Annotated in this window: 12 protein-coding genes; 7 read left to right on the forward strand and 5 right to left on the reverse strand. The window is 61.1% G+C overall.

Annotated features, from left to right (window positions below; all coding sequences use genetic code 11):
- Positions 1-12: 12 nt before the first annotated feature.
- Positions 13-4,626, forward strand: coding sequence for a dermonecrotic toxin domain-containing protein (locus BLP99_RS13020; RefSeq protein WP_092180470.1), 4,614 nt, complete (start codon positions 13-15; stop codon positions 4,624-4,626).
- Between the two features lie 35 nt (positions 4,627-4,661).
- Here the strand turns inward: BLP99_RS13020 and pdxR are convergent, their stop codons facing one another.
- Complete coding sequence (gene pdxR, locus BLP99_RS13025) at positions 4,662-6,227, reverse strand: MocR-like pyridoxine biosynthesis transcription factor PdxR (protein ID WP_092180472.1); 1,566 nt, start codon at positions 6,225-6,227, stop codon at positions 4,662-4,664.
- A gap of 99 nt (positions 6,228-6,326) precedes the next feature.
- Here pdxR and BLP99_RS13030 point away from each other — a divergent pair, with 99 nt between their 5' ends.
- Genes BLP99_RS13030 through BLP99_RS13040 form a run of 3 tightly spaced genes read left to right on the forward strand, consistent with a single transcriptional unit; the run spans position 6,327 to position 8,108 of the window.
- A complete protein-coding gene (locus BLP99_RS13030) occupies positions 6,327-6,968 on the forward strand; it encodes an FMN-binding negative transcriptional regulator (protein ID WP_092180474.1) in 642 nt (213 codons plus the stop codon).
- A 2-nt stretch (positions 6,969-6,970) separates the two neighbouring features.
- Positions 6,971-7,417, forward strand: a complete 447-nt coding sequence (locus BLP99_RS13035) for a GNAT family N-acetyltransferase (RefSeq protein WP_072397290.1) — start codon at positions 6,971-6,973, stop codon at positions 7,415-7,417.
- Positions 7,418-7,427: 10 nt separating this feature from the next.
- The gene (locus BLP99_RS13040) at positions 7,428-8,108 is read left to right on the forward strand and encodes a GNAT family N-acetyltransferase (RefSeq protein WP_072397292.1); all 681 of its coding nucleotides are present in this window, start codon (positions 7,428-7,430) and stop codon (positions 8,106-8,108) included.
- Between the two features lie 128 nt (positions 8,109-8,236).
- On the opposite strand, the gene BLP99_RS13045 is transcribed toward BLP99_RS13040, so the two are convergent.
- Both BLP99_RS13045 and BLP99_RS13050 read right to left on the reverse strand, forming a co-directional pair.
- Positions 8,237-13,603: an OTU domain-containing protein gene (locus BLP99_RS13045; protein ID WP_092180476.1), complete on the reverse strand. Its 5,367-nt coding sequence runs from the start codon at positions 13,601-13,603 to the stop codon at positions 8,237-8,239.
- Positions 13,604-13,912: 309 nt separating this feature from the next.
- Positions 13,913-14,812, reverse strand: coding sequence for a homocysteine S-methyltransferase family protein (locus BLP99_RS13050; RefSeq protein WP_072431357.1), 900 nt, complete (start codon positions 14,810-14,812; stop codon positions 13,913-13,915).
- 111 nt (positions 14,813-14,923) lie between these two features.
- Between BLP99_RS13050 and BLP99_RS13055 the strand changes: the two genes are divergently transcribed.
- The 3 genes from BLP99_RS13055 to BLP99_RS13065 all read left to right on the forward strand — a co-directional run bounded on the left by BLP99_RS13055 (position 14,924) and on the right by BLP99_RS13065 (position 18,913).
- On the forward strand, positions 14,924-15,745 hold the full coding sequence (locus tag BLP99_RS13055) for an ABC transporter substrate-binding protein (RefSeq protein WP_072397295.1): 822 nt from the start codon (positions 14,924-14,926) through the stop codon (positions 15,743-15,745).
- Positions 15,742-16,578: an amino acid ABC transporter permease gene (locus BLP99_RS13060; RefSeq protein WP_072397296.1), complete on the forward strand. Its 837-nt coding sequence runs from the start codon at positions 15,742-15,744 to the stop codon at positions 16,576-16,578. The genes BLP99_RS13055 and BLP99_RS13060 overlap by 4 nt, the downstream gene beginning before the upstream one ends.
- A 211-nt stretch (positions 16,579-16,789) precedes the next feature.
- Entirely contained in the window at positions 16,790-18,913 is a 2,124-nt protein-coding gene (locus BLP99_RS13065) for an autotransporter outer membrane beta-barrel domain-containing protein (protein WP_092180478.1), read from the forward strand.
- 180 nt (positions 18,914-19,093) lie between these two features.
- Here BLP99_RS13065 and oadA read toward each other — a convergent pair whose 3' ends face one another.
- Positions 19,094-20,902 (reverse strand): sodium-extruding oxaloacetate decarboxylase subunit alpha, encoded by a 1,809-nt coding sequence (gene oadA, locus BLP99_RS13070; RefSeq protein ID WP_072431354.1) that lies wholly within the window; start codon positions 20,900-20,902, stop codon positions 19,094-19,096.
- Between the two features lie 12 nt (positions 20,903-20,914).
- Positions 20,915-22,330, reverse strand: coding sequence for an acetyl-CoA carboxylase biotin carboxylase subunit (locus BLP99_RS13075; RefSeq protein ID WP_053149054.1), 1,416 nt, complete (start codon positions 22,328-22,330; stop codon positions 20,915-20,917).
- Positions 22,331-22,445: the final 115 nt, after the last annotated feature.

A 22,445-nucleotide genomic window follows, 5' to 3' on the forward strand; every position in this document is an offset into this window, starting at 1 on the left:
AGGGAGACTCAAATGGCAAGAACCTTAAGAACCACCGGGCAATCCACGCCCGAAGCCAGCCTCAGGGATGCCGTACTCAATCAATTGCTGGCCGGTCCGACCTCACCGGAAGTGGCCGCCGTACTCTTGCGCACAGCCCTCAAGCGACTCTATCCGGCGCTGGACCTCGACCCGCACAACACCGTCGTCGGGGAGCCGGACTGGGACATTGTCGATGGCGAAATCGTCGAGCGCCCCACACGCTACGAAACCTTGAGCAGCATGGTGGCCGAGCGGGTGGGCGAGAGCGATTCCACCTTGCTGGTGGACGGCCTGCACTATCTGACCCAACTGCCGCTGACCACGCCCGAGGTGCATCTTCCGGTGCGCATCGGGCAGATCGGCAACATGATCAACGAGCTGGTGCCGACCATGTTGTCCGCCAGCCAGGAGCAGCAACTGCTGTACTGGAACGCCTCCCTCGGCGCCTCCGGTCCGCGCTGGCATGAGCTGTCCCGCACGCTGCGCAAGCTCTGGGACGTCAGGCAGGTCAAGGGCTGGACCGCGACCGAATGCACCATGGCCAGGCTGCTGTACCTTTATCCCGATCTACAGGATCGCAAGGAGCATGACCGCTTCGACACCCATGCGTATCTGATCGATATCGATGAAGTCAACGGCGACAAGGTGTCCCGCGTCAACGAGAACTCGGTCGTGGTGCTGATCGGCAAAATCGACGGCCAGGAAGTCATCCTCACCTACTCGCTGCGCAACGGCTATGAGAAGTTCGACTCCCAACACGCCCTCGGCCAATCCCTGCCCACTCACCTGGGGACCGGGGTACGCAAGAAGATCCAGTGGCGGCTCTACGAACCCAGCGGCAATATCTTCGATCACAAGGCTTGCGGGTTGATTGCCATGCAAGTGGAGATCATCGGCTCCCCGGGCTTCATGCAGAGGTTCATACCCAGCGAGAACGAGCAGAACGCTTCCGATGAGCTGGACACGGATAACGACCCGACCGAAGACTGGTTCCAGAAGCAGATACCTGACTGGTTGAAGACAGCATCGGTATCGGACCAGATGCTGTTTGCCCAACACATGAAAAGCCTCTCGGCGCTGAGCAGTTCTCATGCCGGCAAGACTTACCTGGACGAGATCCCTTCTATCAAGCGCTACACGTTGGCGGCCCTGAAGCAACAGATGCAATCGGAACACGCCGATGCCGAGAGCCTCGACCTGGAGAAAATCCAGGTCCAGATCCGCAGCCTGGTTGCCTGGGGTACCTTCATCGTGCCGGGGAAATTCGAAACCGCTCGGTTCAGCCTGGTTGAACTGGCCTTGCAAAACCTCATCGCGCTGCCTCCGGGGGATAGAACGGTTCGATCGATCGACGGTACCGCCCTGCCTGGCTGGATGACGATCGACTACCTGGAAAAGGTCATCGGCAAGATCGATATCGGTCGTGTCTACCCCGAACTGGTCAAGCGCAAGCTGCTGGACGACCCGCAGGAGTCAAGTCGTCGCCAGAATCTGTATACCTCCCAGCTGCGCGTCCAGCTACCCATGCTGGCGCTCGAAAGCAAGATCCGCGGAGCCTGCTACATCGATGAACGGGGCTATCGCTATATATGCGCCCTGATGGAGCCCGAGCCGGCCGATCGCAAGATCGACGGGCAGACCATCGTGATCCGCAAACTGGCGTTCGTGTCCGAACAGAGGCACTCGAAGGACGTCGTGACCAACATGTTCGTGATCGGCCCCCAGAACCCGGGTGCCGGCCCCTGCCTGCTGTACCGGCCGCTGCTCGAACCGCAGCTGTGCCAGTATCCATCGTTCAGCAACCTGATCTATGCCATCAAGCAAACCCCTTCCTTGCGCCAGTCGGTACTGGCCTGGCTAGCCGACGGCGTGCGTGAAAACTACAGCCGATACGTGTTTTCAGGCCCTCTGCCCTCCCCCTGGACCATTATCGATTTCGTGACCGATCCTTTTTCGGCCTGGGCCAACAGCGCCCCCATCAGCTTGAGTGAAGAGACGCTCGGAGCCGACTTCCTGCCGCAGTTGTTCAAGGCCAATGCCGACGCCCTGGTGGAACTGGCCGATCGCCAATCGATTTCCAACAGTGAGCATCGCTGGCAGACCTTCAAGCAGGCCGGCTGGTTGATCTTCAACCTGGCGCTGCCCTACCTGGGCTCAGCCGTAGGCACCGCGGCCTGGTTCTGGCAGATCCTGGACGACGTGGAGTCGCTGACGCAGAACGACGAAACGTTCAACAGCCAGGCCACATGGGAAGCCTTCGTCGACCTGCTGCTGAACATGGCAATGGCCATCACCGCGTTCGCCATCGCCCGCGCCAGGGAAGGCAAACGCAGCCGCCGATCGACGGCGCCGGAGGTGGTGGTCGAGCTGGAAGACCTGAAAAAAACCGAGCTGGTCATCGAAAAGCGCCCACCGCTCAAGGGTACCGAGCTGTTGCCCGAACACTACGCCGTCATTCATTCCAGCGGTGCCTTGATCAGCAAGTCGGGGCAAGGTGTGAAGCTCCTGGAAACCTTCCGTATCGACAAACCCGACAGGCTGGAGCAACCCGAAACCCAGGGCGCATTCAAAGGGCTCTACCCAAAGGGCGAGGACTGGTACGCACAGGTGGCGCATACCTGGTTCAAGGTGGCGGTGGAGGGGGAACAGGTCTTCATCGTCGATGAGGCCAATCCCGCACGCATCGGTCCTGCCTTGATGGGCGACACCCATGGAAGATGGCATGTCGATACCCGTCTGCGTTTGCGTGGCATCGGTTCGAAAGACGCCAGGCAGGCGGTCATCGCCGAGGCAAAACGCCTCAGCACGCAACTGCTTGCAGAGCTGAACCGGATCGAAAACAGCAAACCGCAGAACCAGAAGCTGCTGACCATGAATGCCGAAGAAATGAACAAGGCATCGGGCGCCGCCAAGGAAACCAAGCGCGACGTGTACCTCAGCACCTTGAAGACACAACGTGAGAGCTACGACGAAGCCTTGCGAATATTGACCGAATGGCCGGTGTTCCAATCAAGGCCCGACGCCCCCCAGGCCAGGCTGGGTTACCTCAATGCGCAGATCAATTTCACGTTCGAGGAGATAGACGCGTTGAACGAGCGATTCACCCCGGCCCTGAGGAAGGCCATGGACATGACCACCTCCGGTGTAGAAATCCTGGAGCAGGAGCATATCGATGCCGCCGACACCATGATCAGGGTCGGCGACGACATGATCGAACGCCTGGACTACATGGAGACCCGCTTCGCCAGGCTCAAGAAGCTGGGACGCGAAGGCTTCGAATTCCTGCGCCAGCACCGTGCAAAGATGCCGGCCTACAGGAGTGACGCCATCCGGCTGATCCAGTTGGACATGTACCGGCATCTTTGCCTGTCGCTCGAAAGCGTCGGCACCATGCCCGAAGGCTGGGCGGACCTCAATCAGGTCGTGGATAACGTCACGGTCGCTTTCCAGAGCCTGCATGACGCCATCGAGGAACGCAGCGTGATTCGCCTCGACGAGCAGATCGACGCCTACGGCAGCCTGACGGAACAGTTCTCCGCCATCGAGGAACACCTTGAATACATCGCCAGTGAATACAAGGACAGCGTTCGCCTGGTGGAGCTCAGTCGACTGGTCAAGCAGGTCGGCCTGCTCAAGAAACGAACCCTGCGTCACCTGGCCCAGGCCCTCGACGAACGCAGCAACCAACGGACCACGGGGGCACCGTATGAGGCACGTCCGAGGCCGAGAAAAAGATTCATCAGGGCGCGGTTCTGGGGCCTGGTCAGTGGTGAGCCGCGTTTGACGAAGCTGAAGGAGGAAACCGACTGGGTCGACGTCAAGCACCCGTTCTCGGACAAGATCATCGCCACGTTCCATCGCAAGGACAACGGCGAGTGGGTGCCCCATATCAATGCCGACTCCCCGCCGGCCGCCATGCCGTCGGTGGTTCCACCGCTCAAGACCAGCGTGACCAAGGGCAAGGCCCTGATCAATGGCTTGACGGCGTTCAAGACCGAGGTCGCGGAAAACCTCCAGGAGCCTGAGCGCTCTCCTGCAGGGCTCGCCGTGATCCTGAACGCCCATGCCAGCCGGATGGAGAAAGTCGGCGCCGCGATCACGAAAGCGCTGGACAGCACTTCGAACGAAACGGTGGATATTCCCGCAGACGAGCGACGTATTGCCGAATCCACGCGCGCGGAACTCAAGAAAGCCGCGAAGGCCCTTTACGACGATGGATTCGAAGCCGTGCTCAAGGTCATCAAGCAACGTCCGCCCACCATGAGCAGCGTCACATGGCTCAAGAGTCGGAATCAGATTTCCATCAGCAAGCAGAAAAGCCGACAACGGATCAAGGGACCGTTCTATGGCTACCTGGACCGGTATGAGATCAAGGACCTCAAGGAAAACAAAACCCTCTGGTTCGCCGATTTCCACTATTCGACCGACTGGGTACCGGCTCACGCTTTCCTGTCCGCACGCTTGAAGACACCGGAACAGGTCAACCTCGGGAAAGCCGCTGACTCGACCAACGAACTCAACCAGCGGCAACTGATCGACCATTACCGCAGCGAGATCGCCGTGGATCAAGCCATTGCGGTCTTCTTTCCGAAACGGCCCTCATAGTCCTGGCCCACCGGGCATCCGTCGATGCCCGGTGTTCAATCCCCGGCGCCCCATGCCTTTGCCAGGCTCGTCAGCGCGGCACCGATGGCCGCTGGCGGGACGGCCGCGAACCCCAGCACCAGCCCGGCGCGCACCAGGGGAGGCTGCGTGGCGGGCAGCCAATAGCTGCTCAAGCCATTGATCTCGACGCCAATCCGGGTCGCCTGGACGATCAGCTCCCGCTCACGCTCGACGCTGTCCACCGGCACCGTGACATGCAACCCCGCCACCACTGTCGGCAGCGGCCCCACGCCGGCGACAGCTTTCGGCCAACCGGCCAGCATCGCATCGCGTCGTGCCAGTGCGGCCCGGCGCATGCGCCGGATGTGCCGCTGGAAATGCCCGGCGGCCATGAACTCGGCCATCACCGCCTGGGTGCTGACTTCCGAGTGGCGCACATCCACGGCGCGACGACGGGCAAACGCATCCACCAGGCCCGGAGGCAATACCAGGTAGCCCAGGCGCAAGGCCGGGAACGCGACTTTGCCGAACGTCCCGACATAAAGCACCCGGCCCTGGCGATCCAGCGCAGCCAAGGGCGCCAGCGGCGCACCGCTGTAGCGGTATTCGCCGTCATAGTCGTCTTCGACGATCCAGCTATCGTTGCGTTCGGCCCAGGCCAGCAGTTCCAGCCGTCGAGCAAGGCTCATGACCACACCAAGCGGATACTGATGGGACGGTGTGACATAGGCCAACCGACAATGGCTCAACCCCTCCAGCGCCGCGCAATCGAGCCCGTCGTTGTCCACGGACACCCCTCGCACATCGGCGCCCGCCACGGAAAACGCATGCCCGGCGGCGCGATAGCCCGGATTTTCCACTGCCACTATGTCCCCAGGATCCACCAGCAGCTGTGCACAAAGACTGATGCCCTGCTGGGCGCCGCTGGTGATCACAATTTGCTCAGCCGTGCAGTGCAAACCACGAGAACTACGCAGGTAAGCGGCGATAAGGGCCCGCAGGCGTGCATCGCCTTGTGAGTCGCCATAACACAACTGCTGCAGATCCGGCTTGCGCCAGAAAGCGGCGTTCAGCTTGGCCCAGATGTCGAATGGGAACAGATCGAAGGCCGGTACGCCGACCCTGAACGCTCGGGGCGGACCGCTGGGAGGCGGGTTCAGGTGATGTTTTTCGACACGCGCCAAGGCGTCGCTGTGGATAACTTTACTGGCGGGGGCCACCGGTAAATCCAACCAGTCCGGAGCGACTTTTGTGGATAAACCTGTGGGTAAGCCTGTTGATATGCCTGTGGACACTTTTGTGGATATGTTTTTGATGGGCAGCGTCGCGGATGACAGAGTCGCTACGTAAGTGCCATCACCGACCCGCCCTTCTATGAAACCCTCCGCATAGAGCTGATCGTAGGCCCGCACCACACTGTTGCGGGAAATAGACAGTGCCGTCGCCAGGTCACGGCTGGCGGGCAGGCGGGTGCCACCGGCCAGGCGCCCGTCCAGTACCCGCGAGCGCAAAGCCTGATAGAGCTGGCGGCTGAGTCCCTGGCGGCGATCCAGCTCGATTCCAGCGGGATTGAAGGACAGCGGTGGCACGGCATTGGTCATGACAGCACCCGAAAATGGTCCTACTGAATTGGTTGAAAGTGGCTCTTACAACAGACCAATAGCCTGCCTAGGATGTGGGCATTCGCCAAGGAAAATGTCATGTACAACCCTAAAGCCTTTGCCGTGCAAGACCTGCCCCAGCTCCAGCAGATGATCGACGACTGCCGCCTGGCCGTCTTGATCACCCAGGGGAAGCACGGCCTGCAGGCCAGTCACCTGCCCCTGTTGCTGGAGCCACGACAAGGCCCCCATGGCACCCTGTACGGGCACCTGGCCCGGGCCAACCCACAGTGGCGCGATCTGCAGGCCGGTGCCGAGGCGCTGGTGGTTTTCGCCGGTGGCGATGCCTATGTCAGCCCCGCTTTCTACCCCGGCAAAGCCGAGCACGGCAAAGTCGTGCCGACCTGGAACTACCTGGCCGTACATGCCTACGGCAGCGCCGAAGTCTTCACCGACGCCCATCGCCTGCGCAACCTGGTGAGCGCCCTCACCGACCGCCACGAAAGCGGTCGCGCCCAGCCATGGACAGTCGATGACGCACCGCCTGAGTATATCGACGGCATGCTCAAGGCAATCGTCGGCTTCGCCCTGCCGATCCAGCGCCTGGAAGGTAAACGCAAGCTCAGCCAGAACCGCGGCCCCGCCGATGTCGCCGGGGTACGCAACGGGCTCGCCGCCAGCCCAGATCCTCAGGACCAGGCGCTCTCGCGCCTGATGCCTGCTCCAACAACCGAGGAGTGAACATGAGCCAAACCAGGATCCGCCTCGTCACCGCTGACGATCATGCCGCGTGGCTGCCGTTGTGGCAGGCCTACCTGCGGTTCTACGACACCAAACTGCCGGAGGCGGTAAGCGAAAGTACCTGGCAGCGGCTGCTCGACAACCGCGAGCCGACCCATGGCGCGCTCGCCTGGGACGGCGACACGGCGGTGGGCCTGGTGCACTTCATCTACCATCGTTCGAACTGGAGCATCGAAAACTCCTGCTACCTGCAAGACCTGCTCGTCACGCAGCAGTGCCGGGGCACCGGGGTCGGTCGGCAACTCATCGAGTTCGTCTACGCCACGGCGAAGGCCGACGGTTGCTGCAAGGTGCATTGGCTGACCCACGAAACCAACGCGACAGCGATCCGGCTGTATGAGCGCGTCGCCGAACGCCCAGGCTTCATCCAATTTCGCAAAGCCCTTTGAGGAGCACCGCATGCCGATTTCACTCGCCGACTGGAAAGGTGTCCCGGCACCGTTCACCCAGTTGATCGAAGGACGTTTCATCCGCCTGGAAAAACTTGACCCGGCGCGTCATGCCGATGGCCTGTGGCAAGCCCTGGAAGGCCCCGGTGCCGACCCGAAACTCTGGGACTACCTGCCTTACGGCCCTTTCACGGAGCGCAAGGCTTTCGATGCCTGGCTAGAGAATCACGCCAGCAACATCGATCCGTACTTCTTCACCGTGATCGACCGGGCCAGTGGCGACGTGCAAGGCATTCTCAGCCTGATGTCCATCGTTCCGGCCCAGGGCCGCATCGAGATCGGCCACGTAACCTTCGGCGCGTCGATGCAACGCTCGCCGAAGAGTACCGAGGCGGTCTACCTGCTGGCGAAGGAGGCATTTGCCCTGGGTTATCGTCGGCTGGAATGGAAATGCAACAACGCCAACGCCCGCTCCAGGTACGCCGCCGAACGGCTGGGCTTCACCTTCGAAGGGGTGTTCCGCCAGCACATGGTGGTCAAGGGACAGAACCGCGATACGGCCTGGTACTCGATGCTCGACTCGGAATGGCCCGCCATTGGCGCGGGGTTCGAGCGTTGGTTGAGCGAGGAGAATCTGCACGAGGGTGGGCAGGTGCGCAGCTTGGCGCAGTGCCGGGCGCAGCATTTGTGAACGCCAAGGACCCAACGTGGGAGCGGGCTTGCCCGCGAAGCCGTCGACCCATTCAGCACCAATGCAGGCTGATCCGACGCTTTCGCGGGCAAGCCCGCTCCCACAGGGATTGGCGGTGAATACATGATTCACTCAGGCTTGGGCTTCACCTCGCCGATCTGCTTGAGCGAATCGGCGGTAACCCCGCGTCTTGCGTACTGCCAGGCCCAGTCCGGGATGGTCAGGTGGCTTTCCACATACACGGCAAAATCCAGGCGACTATGGCCCAGGCGATCGGTCGGGAAATCAAAGTTGTAGAGGTACTGCTGGGCCCGACGCTGGCCGATGGACAGCAGCCGCTGGATAATCTGATTCGCGCGGAATTCGTCCGGGGCAAGGCTGCTTCTCAAGGCAAGGGCAAGATGCAGCTCGGAATTCAGTGCCCGGGGTTCGGCCAGTGTCTTTCGGATGGTGGCGTCGCTGAAGTGCGGCCCGATCAGGTCGGCCCAGATCTGGCTGGCGTAATCCTTTCGGAGTTTCTGCAGAGAGCTCCACAGATTCGGGGTCTCGAACAACAGGGCAACCCTGGCGTTGGACGGCGGCTGCCCCGCAAAGCTGAACAGTTTTGCGACCGCAGGAATGTCGTTGTCCATGATGTTGCCCCACGCGCCCCCCAGGAACACCAGGAAATCCGCCAGCTCTTCTTGATGCACGACGATATTCTCCAGGTTCCGGTCGTCAAACAACTGCATCCAGTCGACATCAATGCTTTCGGTGCGCTGCAATTCGCTGTAGCGGGTGCTCGCATACTCCGCAAGAAGCTGGAAACGCCTATCGGACAAGGCCGGGTTACGTAGCCACCGGGCCACTTCGCCGACCCGCAACAAACCGCCCAGGTTATGCGCGATGATCGGCGACCTGAACAGAAAATTCGCCCGCCTCAGCAAGACGGGAAAACGCCCGAGAGCGGTCTTGAACAAGTTGACAGTCCTATCGGCCCTGTCCGTGTAAATGAAATGATCGAACAGCTCCGAAGTATCACTGATGTACTTGCCAGAATCGGCATTCAACAGACTCTTGGCATCATCCAGATCATCGCTATTGACCAAGTAGGCCCCATCGAGCAGAGCTTCAAGCTGGTCTTCGTCCAGATGCCCGTGCAGCGCTTCGTCATACAGGACATAAGCCGAACTGTTATTGGGATGGTAATTGACCAGTTGCCTTGCGGTCACGCCGTACTCCAGCAGGATATGGGCCACGTCAGGGGTCATCAGCAGGTACTTGTCATCAAGCAGTTTCTGGATCAGTGCAGGCTCAACGGGCCCCACCAAGAGGTCCTCGAACAGTTGCTGCATGGTTTGTCGCTCTTCCCCGGAATATGGCGCATAAACGCTGGCTGCCAATTTCGCCGGCGGCCGCTGCGACAATAGGCGTCCGACTTGTTGGAGGATTTCGGTTGGCAATCTGGAGGCTGGATTGGCCGTGAGTGCCATACCCACCGCACTGTTCGCATGCAACTCCAGGTAGCGCAAGGTGGGTTGGAACAGGCGATGCGGGTTGGGCGCGCCATAGACGATCCGGGTGAGATCGAGCACCGCCGCCGAACCCAACAGGTTGTCCAGCGAAGACGCATTCTCGAAGAGCGCCTCTTGTGTCCCAGTGGGCGGCGGTGCCACGTATTGTTCGATCTGTGGATGCTGATCGATATAGTCGGCCACTTCATTTCGCAAGCCTTGCATGGAGAACGTTTCCTGGGCCTGTCCTTCATTCAGCCCACGGGTGACGGCATTGAAGAAACAATCGCCGTCGGCAGGGATCTCCACGACCTCCTCCCCCAACACCAGGCTGTAATGGGTCTGGGTCGGTCGGCTCAGGACCACATCGGTGTCGGTCCTGTCCGGATGGTTGCTTGCCGGATAGATGGTTTCGTCTTGGCCGGGGGTAAAGCGCACCGACCAGACATGCTCAGGTGTCTGTTCGTTGAGAATCAGCAAGCTGCGGTTTTGTGGCCAACTTCGCAGACGCGTCATGATTGACGGAACCAAGTCCATGAGCTGGTTGTTCCAACGGCCTGGCGTTCGCACCAACGAGGAAAGCGCGGTAGACGAGATGGCCGCTTTCTTGGGTTTCGAAGGGCCTGGCTGGGGGTTCAAATCCCCCGGCCGTTTTCCACCGCCCCGGCCAAATCCTACGGCACGCCATTCGCCATCGGACGTCCGCGCCACGGTACTTCTCATCACCCCACTGGAGCGCAGGCTCAATCCCGTTATCGGGTCGACCAGAATGGCATCGGTCGCGTTCAGTCTCGTCGCGTCGTGCACGCGGAACACCGTGCCATCGGGTTGGCGTACGTACACGGGGCGGGCTATCACGCGACCTGTCGCCACGTCGCTGACCGTCCCACGATAGAAGCCCCGGGTGTCGGCTGCCAGGCCCCGTATAACCGAGGTATCCGCCACGGCGTAACGGCCGTAGATCGCGCTGTCCAACCGCAGTCCGGTCTGCGCCTCCTCCGGACTCTGGCGCGCCGTCACCGCGCGGAAAAACGACTGGCTTCGCGTGGGCACCGCCACGCCTGCGGACAAGCGCCATCCACCGTGGTTCGCTACGGCGTGCACCAGCGCCAAGGTCTTGAGGTTCAGAGGAATGGCCCCGGTTCTGAATATCAGCAAACCGGTCTTGATGGCGCTCTTGAGCATCTGGATACCGGGCGCCAGGAACAGGCCGGCCAGTTCCAGGACAATCTCGATCACCATCTGCCCGAACCGGCCATAGGTTTGATGGCGAACATCCCGGTTGCTGTTGGAACGGTGATCGGCATGGGCGCTGTGAAAGTGCACGTGCGCCCGATGCAGCGCCTCAAACAGGTCGCCGGTGATCAACGCGCCGCGAATCAACGGACGACCACCCTGCTGCCCCAATGTCCGCTTGATCTCAACCGGGTTGCTGGTGGAAATGCGCGCCCGGAAATATTCTTGCCAATCCTCACGGGGCAACAGCTGCGCAATGCCATCGCTGAGATCGGCAAACTCATGAAAGTCCTCCCCCTTGGGCGCATCCGGGAAATAAACGCCGACGGTGCCCTTGATATCCGGCCCCGCCTGATCGGAAAAGATCAGCGCGCCATCGATGCTGGTCGCATTGCTCTGCCTGGCCTGCTGCCCGCCCGCCGCCATGCTGCCACCCAGCAAAAGACCGTAGACGTGAACCGTGCGCCCCATGACCGGTGCGCGACGTTCGGCTGATGGCGAGCGCAGGACGGCGTCGAGCCATAGGGCGAGCTTCTTTGCCAGTTTTGGAGGATTGAAAGCCTTATCGATCAGGACGGCCTTGAATACGTCGTCGCCCTTGAGCGAGGCCTCGAAGGCTTTGAATTTCAGATTGGCGAGGTACGCGCTTTGCCAGGCCTTTTTGTATTCCGGTTTGTGCATCGCCTCCTTGAGCATGGCTTGATAGCTGCCACCGGCATCGATGCTCGTCACCATCCGCGCCAGTTCGCGCCCCGTCAACGTGACGAAATAACCGTTGGCCGGATTCCGGATGCGTTGGCCGTCCTCATCGACCAGGTAAGCGCTCAACACTTCGCGCATGCCGTTCGGGTATTGAGCCGGGCGCAGGTTGTCGAGCAACAGTTGGGTCAGACTGGCGCTGCGCGACTGCCTTGGGTTGGCGCGTTTGCCATAGAAGAACGTGACCAGGCTCTGGTCCGGATCGGCATCGATGCCGGGGTGCACGGTTTTTTGCAGGTACTCTTTGACCTTCTGGCGGGTGAACTGCAACAAGGTCTGGATATCGCTACGGCCTAATTGATAGGCCGCCTCCAAGACCTGCGTTTCCAGGCTGCGATAGGTCGACTTCTCCAAACGCGTGGCGGTTTTATAGAAATCACCGCGACTGTTTTCAACCAGGATTTCCTGACGGACCGCCAGCGGCCCGGCCAGCGACAACATGGGCAAGTCCAGCGCATCTTCAGCGCTCAGGGCAAACGCCGTCAAAGCGACCGTCTCGTTTTGCGCAGTCTTCAAATACCTTTCCAGGGCAGCGCTTTGAACCTGCAGCAAGTCGTCTGCCGCCACTTCAAACACAGGCCCGGACAATTCAGAGGAGATATCCCGGATCGCACGCTTCTGCCCTTCGTAGATCGGACTCACTTTATTGATCAGGTCTTGGACAGAACCGAATCGCTGTATTCCGCCTTCCAGGGAGTAAAGGAACAGATAGGGTTTATCGGTCCGTTTGATCACCATCGCCGCCGACCATTTCCGGGGCGCGGCGCAGCCCATATCGAGCATGACGGCGTAGACATGGGGAATGGGGGCCCGCAGCAAGCGGTTTCTATCGGCCATGGAAGGGTGGGTGGTGATGAGATCCAACAGGCGATCTTCCTCAGCCTGCCGGGTTCGGGCGTCCGGGCTTGATTGGGTGCCTGGATCGCGATCGATCCTGTACAGGTCGAACAAGTGCAAAAAACGTCGGGACAGCAGATGAGCAAGTGCCGCGTGCGTGGTGGACGCCGGGGTTGGCGTATCGAGAACGTCTGCGCCGCTGCTGTTACGAAAGCGGATGAGATCGTCGCGCCACTGCTGTTTCAATTCTTCATTCCCGGTGGGCTGGGCGATATAGAACACGGCCTCCAGGGTCGCTGCCGTTTTCGCATCCAGCGGGCCGGCAAAAATGCTGTCGACCTCCTCCACCGAGTCTGGGCGACTGAAAAACCCCACGCTACCGACCGAGTAAGTGGGCGGTGTATCCGTCATCAGGCAGTCCAACATCACGTCGGAAAAACGCTGCGACGAGGTCAATGAACGGCCGCCCGCCGCGTCCACGGTAAAGTGATTCACATACCAGTGATCCGGATCGATGTCTTGAAGCAGCGATCCACGGAATTTTTTCTCCGGGATCTTCGCCTTGATCCGGCTGGCCAGCAGATTCTTGAGCACCGAGTCGAACGTTGGAAGAGCGGCAAACAAGCGCGCCAGTTTCACCTGATTGGTGTCCAGCAACGCCAATTGCCTGACCTGTTCTTTTTCACGGGCACCGAGCACATTGCCCTGGGCATCCACCTCAGTAATGACGGGCTGACCGATGCCCTGATAGCCGGGCGCAATGCCGGCGCGCAATTGTTGCAAAACGTCTGGCGCAAGGGTCTTGCCGTTGACCCGCAGTGCCGAGAAGTCCAGGGACATGTGACTGATGTGGGGGTAAATCCAACCTTCACGCGGCGAATGGCCAGAGGAAGATCCGCGGCTTTGATGGGCGATCAGAAAGCCTTGGGTCACGGCGTCACGCAAAGGCACCGAGGTGCTCTGGGTGGCGGCGGCCGAGTCGATGGTCTCGACTTCTTGATACGTGACGTTGACCTGCGCATCGCCGGTGAGGCCCCATTGACCTAGCCATTGATCGGCGAATACATGCGGTTGAAAGCGAGCGCCGTTGGCTAGCAGGCTGATGGGCTTCAGGCGCGCGGCAGGAAGAGACGCCGACGCGCCAGGTTCATGTTCAGAAAAGACAGACATTGAGGTGTCCCGGTTGTGATGAGGGCTGGGACCCTATCGCGCCGTTCGACCGGAAATGACATACATATGTATAGGGATGGCTGGCGGGCTCGGAGAAAAGCGTAAGCCGGGATGTCCTCCGAACTGTGGCGCGGGAGCAAGGGCTCATGGAACAAAGTCGTGGACCGGCTAGCGCGGATTGATCGTTCCCACGCTCCCGCGTGGGAATGGCGCTAGGGACGCTCCGCGTTCCGCTTCTGGAAGGTGACGCAGAGCGTCATGGGATGCATTCCCACGCAGAGCGTGGGAACGATAAAACCGTCATGCGTTTTAACCTAGCTGTTGCGCCAACACCGCAATATGCTCCGGCCCGATCCCGCAGCAGCCGCCCAAATGGCTGGCCCCGCGCTTCTGCCAGTCAGCCGCCCACTGCAGGTACCCCGGTGGATCGAGGTCTTCACGCAGCGGATCCAGCCCGTCGTTGGCCGTCGCTTCCTTCGGTTGCGGCGGGAAGGCGTTGGCGTAGGCACCGATGTGGATCTTCACCCCCAGACGCTCGAAGGTGTCTCGCGCCGCATCAATGGCCGCGCCGATCACTTCCGGCTGGCTGCAGTTGAACAGCAGTGTTTCGACGCCCAGCTCGGCCGCGACCGCCGCCGCGTCCGCCACTGGTTCGCCGGAGCGCAGGCGCGGCACTTCGTCGGTGTCCTCATCCTTCAAGGTAAACGACAGCCAGAACGGCTTGCCGTCCCGGGGCAGGCCGGCATGGATCGCCTTGGCTTCGACCGTCGAGCTCTGGGTTTCAGCCAGCCATAGATCGACATGCGGGGCCAGGCCGGCCACCAGAGGGGCGAGCAGTTCAGTGGCGCGCGAGGCGTCGAACAGGTCGGGGCGGTAGGAACCGAACAGCGGCGGCAATGAACCGGCCACCCGTACCGCTTTGCCGGAAGCCTGCACCGCCCGCCGCGCCAGTTCCCCGGCCAGCGCCGCCAGTGCCTGGCCCTCGGCGGCGAAACGCGCCTCGCCAATATGAAACGGCACCACCGCGTAGCTGTTGCTGGTGATGACGTCCGCGCCGCTGGCGATATAGGCCGCGTGCACCGCTTCCACCGCCTCGGGCGCTTCGCTCAGGGCCAGCGCCGACCATTCGGGCTGACGGAACGGTGCGCCACGACGTTGCAATTCGCGGCCCATGCCGCCGTCGAGAATGACTGTGGTTGCTGCGCCCATATTCGATTCACTCATAAGCTTATGAAAATAACTCACTACCGGAGTCGTTCTTATAACTATTTAATACGCACTCTTCGATTTGTCACAACTTTTTTCTACCAGGGACTCCACATGAAACGACAACCATTGCTGGCCCTGGGCCTTATTCTGCTGGCCGCTTCGTCGCAAGCGCTCGCCGGAGCCACGCTCGATCGCATCGAACAGAAGAAAGAACTGGTCGGCGTCCTGATGGAAAGCTACCCGCCCTTCTCGTTTCTGAACGACCAGAACCAGCTCGACGGGTTCGACGTGGACGTGGCCAAGGCCGTGGCGCAGAAACTGGGCGTGAAGCTGCGCCTGGAAACGCCTTCCTGGGACGTGATCGCCGCCGGCCACTGGAGCGGACGCTACGACATCTGCATCTGCTCCATGACCCCGAGCAAGGCCCGCGCCGAGGTGTTCGATTTCCCGGTGCAGTATTACGCCTCGCCCGCGGTTATCGTGGTCAATGCCAAGGACGACAGCATCCAGGGCGCCAAGGACCTGAGCGGCAAGAAAGTCGGTCTGACCAGCGCCTCCAGCTATGAAAGTTACCTGAACAAGAACCTGGTGATCGAAGGCGCCGAAGACACCCAATTGAGCTATCCCTTCGACGACGTGCAGATCGCCCCGTACGACACCGACAACGTGGCGTTCCAAGACCTGGGCCTGGGCGCCGGGGTACGGCTGGATGCCGTGCTGACCAACCTGGTGACCGCCCAGCCGCGCCTGACCGAAGACAAACGTTTCAAGCTGGCGGGCGCACCGCTGTATTCCGAGCCGAATTCGGTGGCCATCGAAAAGGGCGATGCCCAGTGGAACAGCAAGGTGCGTGAGGTTTTCGCGCAGTTGAAACAGGACGGCACCTTGAGCAGACTCTCGCAGAAATGGATTGGCGCCGACATCACCCAATGACCTCTTTCCCGCCCTCTTCTCAGCCACCGCAACCGGTGGCTGAGTCGCGCCTGAAGAAAATCTTCGGTTTCCGCACACGGCTGTACCTGACCTGGGCAGCCATGCTGGTGCTGTTCGCGAGCTTTTTCCTGACCTTCGACCTGAAGTTCTCCATCATCCTGGACAAGCTGCCGAACCTGATCGGCCTGCATCTGGCGCCCAACGGCTTCCTGCAAGGCGCGGCACTGACCCTGTTCCTGTGCCTGTGTTCGATCGTCGCTTCGTCCTTGCTGGGCTTCGCCGCGGCCCTGGCAAGGTTGTCCAGCAGCGCCGTGGCGTTCGGCATCGCCAGCTTCTACGCATCGTTCTTCCGCGGCACCCCCCTGCTGATCCAGATCCTGTTGATCTACCTCGGCCTGCCCCAATTGGGCGTGGTGCCGGGTGCCATCGCCGCCGGGGTGATCGCCCTGTCGCTGAACTACGGCGCCTACCTGAGCGAAATCTTCCGCGCCGGCATCCTCGGCGTTCCTCATGGTCAGCGCGAAGCCTCGCTGGCCCTGGGCATGGGCGAAACCGTGATCTTCTGGCGGGTCACCCTGCCCCAGGCCATGCGCACCATCATCCCGCCCACCACCAACCAGTTCATCTCCATGCTCAAGGATTCATCCCTGATCTCGGTGATGGGGGTCTGGGAAGTCATGTTCCTGGCACAGTCCTATGGTCGTTCCAGCTATCGCTATATCGAGATGCTGACGACGGCGGCGATTATCTATTGGTTGATGTCCATTGCGTTGGAACTGATCCAGGCGCGGATGGAGCGGCATTATGGGAAGGCGTATCTCAAACGCAGCTAAAGGCTCTTGGACGGTCTAACGCACAGGTCCGAGGAAACTGTAGGGCAACGCCACAAGCCGTGGAAGGCAACGCGGCGGATAACCTGAGCACGACCCGACCAGCCTACATGTTCGATCTGCTCTCTCCCGCCAATGCCGGGGAATCCGCCCGGCATCGCTGCCAGGTTGGAATTTTTAAAGTGCGGCCTCCACCCTTGAGAGGCCGTACTCGATGCCTATCCAACACTCATATCTTCCCCGACGCCTGGCCCTGGCAATTGCCCTGACCCTGGGTTGCGCCAATGTTTCGATGGCTCAGCAACCGGCTCATATCCCCACGACCGCCGAGCAACAGCAACGCCTGGAGGCCTTCGCCGAAGCGGCCGACACCAGGAAACAAAACGCCAACGTCCCCCGCAAAGGCAACGCGAAATGGACAGGCAAGAACGACCTGGTGATTGTCAGCGCAAACGCGAAGTTCCCCGGTTCCATGGATGGCGGCGGCGGAACCAACATGCTGCGACTGGACCTGGCCAAGCTTCCCGTCCTGGGGGAGACCCGTAATTTCGAGGCCTTGCAGGTCTCCCAGGGCGAATGGGAACACACCGCTCGTTTCGCCGGCTGGGGTGTGGTGGAGCCTCAAGCCACGCTGGTCAATACCGGACATATCGACGGACGGATCGGGGTGCTCGGTGCATTCGATAACAAGGGCGCCGTGGCCAATGGCGTGATGGTCGAGCCAGGGGGTCGCATGACCCATTCAGGCACCGCGCATGGCGGAGTACATGTACATGAAGCGGCCAGTTTCAGCGGCAACGGAACCGTGGATTTCCTGACGATGGCGGGACGGTGGGAGGTAGGCCCGGATGTCGGCGCCCCCTCGATTACGGGCAATCTCGAACTGTCGAGAAGCGCCGAGTTGGTCTATGGCATCGACGCCAATGGAGGCAGTGCCTCGATCCAGGTCGAAGGCACCGCGACGCTGAATGATTCGACCCTGACAATCGTCGCCGTACCGGCCGACAGCCTTTCCTCCAGTGAACATACCGTCATTCGTGCGGGCAACGTCGTGGGTGAGTTTGGTACGGTCATCGACAACCTCCCATTCATGACGGCCACTGCGCATTACACCGACACTCAGGTTGGCCTGACCTACGTCCGCAACGACACCCTCCTCGAGACCGCCGCAACTTCCGACAACGGGAAGCAATTGGCGGCCAGCATCGAAGAACCACAACCGGTCGAGCCACCAGAGCCCAAGCCCGTGGAGACACTCGCCCTCGCCAAAGCGGTTGCCACCAAGCCGAATGCGCCCACCATGCCTTCCAAACCCGCCGCTGCGCTACGAGTCACCCCACCGGCCAGAACACCCAACGCCGCGGTCAACGCGCTGCTTGGAAGCAACAGAATCGTGGCGGCCGATGCCATCGAGCAACTGGCCGGCCAGACTACCGCTAACCTGGCCAATGCCACGTTGAACAGCATCGCGCCAATCAGCGCCGGGATGCTGTCCGCCATGGGCCAGCGGCCTGTCGACGGTCAGGTCTGGATCCAGGCCATCGGCCATGGCGGCACAGTCAGCAGGCAATTGGGGAGCGATGCGCTGAAGCATTCCACAAAGGGCCTGATGCTGGGGACCGATTGGGCGATCAGCCCTGAATGGCGCCTGGGCATGATGGGCAGCAAGACCCGGACACAGCTGGACGGTCACCGACTCGACGCAGGCCTCGACAGTTGGTACCTGGGCGCTTACGCCTGGCGCCAGGACGGACCGATGGCACTGCGCCTGGGCGCCGTTCATGGCGATCATGACGGCAGCACCAAGCGCCATGTGGTGTTCAATGGTTTCAACGATCATCTCAAGGGCCGCTACGATGCCAGCACGCAACAGGTCTTCGGGCAACTCGGCTATCGCTTCGACCTCGGCCGTTACGATCTTGAACCCTATGCCCAGCTGGATTATCAGCGCTATCAACGCGACCGCTACACGGAAAAGGGCGGCGACTCGGCGCTGAGGGTCGATCGCCAGACCGAGGACCATTACAGCAGTACCCTGGGCCTGCGCCTCGCCACGGCCTTGGCTTTTGACCAGGGCACGCAATTGACCCCTCGCTTGAATGTCGGCTGGAGACACCTCTACGGCGATGTCAGAGGCAGCGCCCGCCAGAGCCTGGTGAAGGGAGGCAGAACCTATACGGTGCAAGGATCCGACCTGGACCGGGACAGCCTGTTGGTGGAAGCCGGGCTGGACCTGGCTGTTTCGCCACGCCACACGTTGGGATTGGGTTACAGCGGTGAAACGGGCAACGACAACCGCAGTCACGCCTTGATGGGGCAGTGGCGAATGATGTTCTGATCGCCTCGGTGCCTTCCTGTGAGAAAGGCCTGCTCGCAACAGCGGTGGAGCCGCCTGCACGCATGTCGGTCGCACCATCGCCTTGGCGAATTGGCTTCACCCTCCCGGTGACCTGGCTTTCGAAAAAAAAGGGGAGCACATGCCCCCCCGAGGTTAAACGGTTGTATCGAGGCTGTTCGCTCAGCCTTCGATCTCGATCAGGATCTCGCCCGGATTGACCCGGTCGCCCTTGGCCACATGAATGGCCGTGACCTTGCCGGCGATGGCGGCCTGCACTTCGGTCTCCATCTTCATGGCTTCGGTGATCAGCACGGCCTGACCGGCCTTCACTACGTCGCCTTCCTTGACCAGCACGTCGACGATGTTGCCCGGCATGGTGGTGCTGACGTGGCCCGGCGCAGTGGCTTGCTTGCGCTTGCTGCTGCCACCTCCGACGAATTCATTGAGGGGCTCGAACACGACCTCTTCCGGCATACCGTCGATGGACAGGTAGAAGTGACGCTTGCCTTCGGCCTTGACGCCCACGCCGGTGATGTCGACGCGGTAGGTTTCGCCGTGGACGTCAATGACGAATTCCGTTGGCACACCCTCACCCGCCGCCGCGCTCACGCCGCCCGCCTCAGGGATCGGCAGCAACACCTCTGGCGTCAGGGTGCCGGCTTCGCGCTCTTCGAGGAACTTGCGACCGATGTCCGGGAACATGGCGTAGGTCAGCACGTCCTCTTCGGACTTGGCCAACGCGCCGATCTCGCCACGCAACTTGGTCATTTCCGGCTTGAGCAGATCGGCCGGACGCACGTCGATCACCTCTTCGCTGCCAATGGCCTGGCGACGCAGTTTTTCGTTCACCTGGCCCGGCGCCTTGCCGTAACCGCCTTGCAGGTAGAGCTTCACTTCGTTGGTGATGGTCTTGTAGCGCTCACCGGCCAGTACGTTGAAGAACGCCTGGGTGCCGACGATCTGCGAGGTCGGAGTCACCAGCGGCGGGAAGCCGAGGTCTTCGCGTACTCGCGGGATTTCCGCCAGCACTTCGTTCATGCGGTTCAGCGCGCCCTGCTCTTTCAACTGGTTGGCCAGGTTGGAAATCATCCCGCCGGGCACCTGGTTGACCTGGACACGGGTGTCCACCGCCGTGAATTCACTTTCGAACTGATGGTATTTCTTGCGCACGGCATAGAAATACAGACCGATTTCCTGCAGCAGTTCCAGGTCCAGGCCGGTGTCGAACTCGCTGCCCTTGAGAGCCGCGACCATCGATTCCGTACCTGGATGGCTGGTGCCCCAGGCGAAGCTGGAAATGGCGGTGTCGATGTGATCGGCGCCGTTCTCGACGGCCTTGAGCTGGCACATCGCGGCCAGGCCGGCGGTGTCGTGGGAGTGGATGAATACCGGCAGCGATTGCTCGGCCTTCAACGCCTTGACCAACTCGCCTGTGGCATACGGGGTCAGCAAACCGGCCATGTCCTTGATCGCCACCGAATCGCAACCCATGGCTTCCATCTGCTTGGCCTGGGCCACGAACGCCTCGATGGTATGCACCGGGCTGGTGGTGTAGGCGATGGTGCCCTGGGCATGCTTGCCGGCGGCCTTCACGGCCTCGATGGCGACGCGCAGGTTACGCACGTCGTTCATCGCGTCGAAAATCCGGAATACGTCGATGCCGTTGACGGCGGCCTTGGCCACGAACGCCTTGACCACGTCGTCGCTGTAATGGCGATAACCCAGCAGGTTCTGGCCGCGCAGCAGCATTTGCAGGCGAGTGTTGGGCAGTGCGGCACGCAGTTGGCGCAGGCGCTCCCACGGATCTTCCTTCAGGAAACGCACGCAGGCATCGAAGGTCGCGCCGCCCCAGACTTCCAGCGACCAATAGCCGACTTTGTCGAGCTTGTCGCAGATAGGCAGCATGTCTTCGGTGCGCATGCGGGTGGCAAGCAGCGATTGGTGAGCGTCGCGCAGGATAGTGTCGGTTACGTGGATCTTCTTGGACATTGTCATGATTCCTTACAGGCCTGCGTGGGCGGCAATGGCGGCAGCGATGGCCAGGGCCAGCTCTTCGGGTTTGCGCTTGATCGAGTAGTTGGTCAATTCAGGATGGCTTTCGACGAAGCTGGTATTGAACTGACCGCTACGGAATTCGGGGTTGCGCAGGATTTCCTGGTAATACGCCGCGGTGGTCTTGACCCCTTGCAGGCGCATGTCGTCCAGGGCCCGCAGGCCACGGTCCATGGCTTCTTCCCAGGTCAACGCCCAGACCACCAGTTTCAGGCACATCGAATCGTAGAACGGCGGAATGGTGTAGCCGGTGTAGATCGCCGTGTCGGTACGCACGCCGGGACCGCCAGGCGCGTAATAACGAGTGATCTTGCCGAAGCTGGGCAGGAAATTGTTCTTCGGGTCCTCGGCGTTGATCCGGAACTGCAGGGCGAATCCACGGTGCTGGATGTCTTCCTGCTTGACCGACAGCGGTAGGCCGGAGGCGATGCGAATCTGCTCGCGGACAATATCGATCCCGGTGATTTCTTCGGTGATGGTGTGCTCCACCTGAACCCGGGTGTTCATTTCCATGAAGTACACCTCGCCCTCGGCGAGCAGGAACTCCACGGTGCCAGCGTTTTCATAGCCCACGGCCTTGGCGGCACGCACCGACAGATCGCCGATGTAGGCACGCTGCTCGGGCGTCAGCTGTGGGCTGGGAGCGATTTCGATCAGCTTCTGGTTGCGACGCTGGATCGAGCAGTCCCGCTCGAACAGATGCACCACGTTGCCGAAACTGTCCCCCAGGATCTGCGCTTCGATGTGCTTGGGGTTGACGATGCATTTTTCCAGGAACACTTCCGCCGAACCGAACGCCTTGGTGGCTTCGGAGATAACGCGAGGGAAGGCCTGTTCGAGTTCTTCGCGGCTGTTGCAACGACGAATACCGCGGCCACCGCCGCCGGACGTTGCCTTGAGCATCACCGGGTATCCGATCCGGTCGCCCTCGGCCAACGCCTCCTCGATACCCGAAACGTTGCCCTCGGTGCCTGGGGTAACCGGCACGCCGGCCTTGATCATGCTGCGACGCGCTTCGGTCTTGTCGCCCATGCGTCGAATGACTTCAGCTGCCGGACCAATGAACTTGATACCTCGTTCGGCGCAGATATCCGCCAGTTCGGCGTTTTCCGAAAGGAAGCCATAACCGGGATGCAAGGCATCGCAGCCGGTCTCCACGGCGAGGTTCACCAGCTTGCGCGGGTTGAGATAACCGGCCAGCGGATCGGCGCCGATGCTGTGGGCCTCGTCCGCGCGCTTGACATGCAAGGCATGGCGGTCCGCGTCGGAGTAGACCGCGACCGAGCGAATGCCCATCTCGGCGCAGGCGCGCACGATTCGGACGGCAATCTCACCGCGGTTGGCGATCAGGATCTTTGTTATCAATTGGAGGTTCCCTTGAGCCGGTGATACCACGGCCTGGACGTTCAGGCCGACGCGTGACCAGATGTAACAATTGGTCGCAGCTCCACACTAGTACCGGGCGGGGATTAACAAAAAT

The organism is Pseudomonas sp. NFACC32-1 (genome assembly GCF_900101215.1).
GTDB lineage: Bacteria > Pseudomonadota > Gammaproteobacteria > Pseudomonadales > Pseudomonadaceae > Aquipseudomonas.